Origin of the sequence: uncultured Veillonella sp. (genome assembly GCF_934190855.1) — a bacterium.
Classification (GTDB): Bacteria; Bacillota; Negativicutes; order Veillonellales; family Veillonellaceae; genus Veillonella.
In genome coordinates this window covers 1-3,297 of sequence record NZ_CAKPTN010000178.1, presented here as the reverse complement: position 1 = coordinate 3,297, position 3,297 = coordinate 1, and the positions used below count along the sequence as shown (strand labels likewise).

Annotated in this window: 5 protein-coding genes; all 5 read right to left on the bottom strand. The window is 40.0% G+C overall.

All coding sequences use genetic code 11. The features are described from left to right. Positions 1-287 (bottom strand): Mur ligase domain-containing protein (locus Q0F90_RS08350; RefSeq protein WP_296004695.1); only part of this gene is annotated, 287 nt, incomplete at its 3' end. Positions 288-342: 55 nt separating this feature from the next. Then, positions 343-747, bottom strand: a complete 405-nt coding sequence (ftsL, locus tag Q0F90_RS08345; RefSeq protein ID WP_296004692.1) for a cell division protein FtsL — start codon at positions 745-747, stop codon at positions 343-345. 23 nt (positions 748-770) lie between these two features. Further along, positions 771-1,703, bottom strand: a complete 933-nt coding sequence (rsmH, locus tag Q0F90_RS08340; protein ID WP_296004697.1) for a 16S rRNA (cytosine(1402)-N(4))-methyltransferase RsmH — start codon at positions 1,701-1,703, stop codon at positions 771-773. A gap of 9 nt (positions 1,704-1,712) precedes the next feature. Further along, positions 1,713-2,144, bottom strand: a complete 432-nt coding sequence (gene mraZ / locus Q0F90_RS08335; RefSeq protein WP_296004690.1) for a division/cell wall cluster transcriptional repressor MraZ — start codon at positions 2,142-2,144, stop codon at positions 1,713-1,715. A 455-nt stretch (positions 2,145-2,599) separates the two neighbouring features. Further along, a partial coding sequence (locus Q0F90_RS08330) for a YadA C-terminal domain-containing protein (protein ID WP_296004688.1) occupies positions 2,600-3,297 on the bottom strand: 698 nt, incomplete at its 5' end.

Genomic DNA, 3,297 nt, shown 5'->3' with positions numbered 1-3,297 from the left:
AAATATGGCACACAAGCCATCATGGCAGCACGCGTATCTTCAACAGTGATAACACAAATATCACTGCTAACCTCCACTGGTTTAGATACAAGCACAGCTACTGCACCTGCTTCAATTGCTTTATTTACATAATTATGACCATCTACAGTAGCACCATCTAACGCGATAAACAAACTACCGGCTTTAACAGCACGAGAGTCCGCTGTAATATCTAAAATTTCAACAGCTGTATTACCTGTTACTTGCGGCGCTTGCAAGGTTTTTACTATATCTTGTAATTGTTTCATATACAATCTCCTTTACACGCAAAGGAAAGCAGCCCAATACGAGCTGCTTTGCCTGTTAGTCTATAATTTGCTGTTTCTCTTGCACATTACGTTCAGTAACAGCGCTTTTTGTGCTATAAACAAAAGAATCAGGCAAAACCATCCCTAGTTGTTCTTCTGCGATCTGTTGGATACGAACAGGAGACTTCAAGGAAGCTACCTCTACATCCAATGCATCGTTATCTTTTGTTAATTGTACTACAGCTTGCTGTGTTTTAACTACCTCGTAGCCTAATTTTGTGCTGTATGCATTCATAACCATCATGATAAGCAAAAATGCAACTAATGCAGCAATACCATATACAACTTGCCACATCATAGGGCTCAAATCTAGAGCCACATTTGCACTACGTTTTCTCCCTTGTGCAGCGACCAACACATCGCCTTTTACTTGGCCCACAACAGCCTTTCTCGCTAACATCTAAACACTAACCCCTTCCAATTCTACAACTTGACGGCTACGCGCAACTTCGCACTTCTAGCCCTCGGATTAACCTCAATCTCCCCTGCACTTGGCTCTATAGCCTTATTCTTCGCCTTCACAACTGCTTTGTGGTTACATACGCACATTGGCAGTTCCGGAGGACATATACATGCTGTACTTAACTCTTTGAAAGTTTGTTTTGTAATTCGATCTTCCAAGGAGTGGAATGTGATAACCCCAATTTTCCCCTTTGGTTTCAACATAGATACAGCATCTACAAAACTATCATGCAAGATAGCTAATTCTCTATTTACTTCAATGCGAATGGCTTGGAACGTCCGTTTCGCCGGATGCGGTCCCTCTTGACGCGCCTTCGCAGGTATTGCTTGCTTAATAATTCTAACTAACTCACCAGTAGTGGTAATTCGTTTTTCTTGACGTGCATTAACGATAAATTCAACAATGCGCTTAGCCCATCGCTCTTCCCCATAATCGCGAATGATTTGTAGCAATTCTTCACTATCATATTCGTTAACAACTTCCTCTGCCGTGAGAGGTGCATCTTTATCCATGCGCATGTCGAGTGGGCCATCATTCATATATGAAAAACCACGCTCAGGTGTATCGAGCTGATAACTTGATACGCCAAGATCAAATATAAAACCATCTACTTCATTGATACCCGCATTTTGGAGGGCTTCTTTTAAGTTAGAAAAGTTTGTTGGTATTGTTAATACCTGACAATTTAAATCAGACAATCTTTGTCGAGCTACGCTCAATGCATCTTCGTCTTGATCTAAACCTATTATCATGCCTTCTGGGTCAAGCATTTCGCCCACTGCGTGAGCATGACCTGCCCCACCGAGGGTACAGTCCACATAAATGCCTTTTGGATTAGTTACGACGGAGTCCACCGTTTCGCGTAAAAGTACGCTGGTATGATTAAATTCCATCATAGCCTCCTATAACATAATCCCTTCAAGCCCTTCAACTAATTCTTCCATACTTTCAGCCACTTGATCATCATAATAAGCGTATTTTTCGCGGCTCCAAATTTCAACGTGATCCCCAGCACCGACAATAACGGCCTGTTTATCAAGGCTCGCATATTCACGTAGTGGTACAGGAATGAGGACACGACCTTGTTTATCATATTCAAGCTCAGCAGCACTACCGAAAACAAAACGTTTTAAGGCACGTACGCTAGCTTTAGTGGAGGATTGTAATTGTAAGGCATCGGATATTTTCTTCCACGCCTCTTGGGTGTAAATAGCTAAGCAGTCATCTAAGCCTTTTGTGACAATGCACGAATCGCCTAGTTGTTCACGTATTTTGGCAGGTATAATCATCCGCCCTTTTGTATCAATGGTGTGATTATATTCTCCCATGAACATACGTATCACCGCCCTTTACTATTCCTTATCCACCACTATATGGTAAATTCTACCACAATTCCCCACCTTTAACAACAAATTTTCCATTTTTAACCCACTTTTTTATATTTTTCTTATTCAACCTCTATTTTTCTCCTTTTTTCTGCAATACATATGTTCGACTATAAAATTAAAACTAGATATTAAAAACCACTTTCTACCACAACAGCTCAAAATCAAACACTTAATGGAAAAGAATTAGCTCCATTTCTTAACAGGAAATAGCCTCACTACGTTTTATATTGGGCAGAATCCCCACCACTAAATTCGTAATATCAAAAATATATTTAAGTTAAATATATATAGGTATCTTTTCACCATAAAGCACCCAAAAAAGAAAACCGCGTAGCATTTCTGCTACGCGGCTTCTATACCTGCGATAGATCAAAGAGTTAATCTATCAATTGGGAGGCTAATTATTTAGTTGTTTTTACAGCTGCTTGTGGAGCTTGTTGTGGTTGTTGTGCAAGCACTTTATCAAGAAGATCACGGATTTCTTTATTTTGAGCTTGTAAATCAGCCACTTTATCCTCAAGAACTTTTACAGTTGCTGGGGATGCTTTAGGAGCTGTAGGAGCATTACCAATACCAATTGTTACACCAGCATTTGCCATTACGCTATGGTCACCACCATAAGCTGCGCCAGCATGGATTAACAAATCAGGATTTGCATAATGAGCTACACCCAATGCAGTAGATGTTTTACCTTTGTAAGTACCAACAGCTGCCATAATTTGAGCTTTTTGACCTTCGTGGTATTCGATAGGTTTCAATGCTGCTAATGCTGCTGCATTAGCACCTACAACTTTAACATCGCGTTCTACGCTGCTAATGCGGCGAGAGTTTTCTGCGATTTGTGCATCATGTTGAACAAGTGTTGCATGATCTTGTAATGCAATGTTGGAAGCTTTCAAGCTGTAATTTGCAGCTTCGGCTAATGTACTGATATCTTGAGTATTTTTATTTACTTGCAAGCCTAATACACTAACTTTTTCATGGTTTTCTAATGCAAGAGCACCAACTGCTTTAGTTAACTTAGTATTTTCGCTCACTTGATTTGCTGTAGTAGCAATATCATTAGTATTTTTATCTACTTGTAAGCCCATTACGTTAA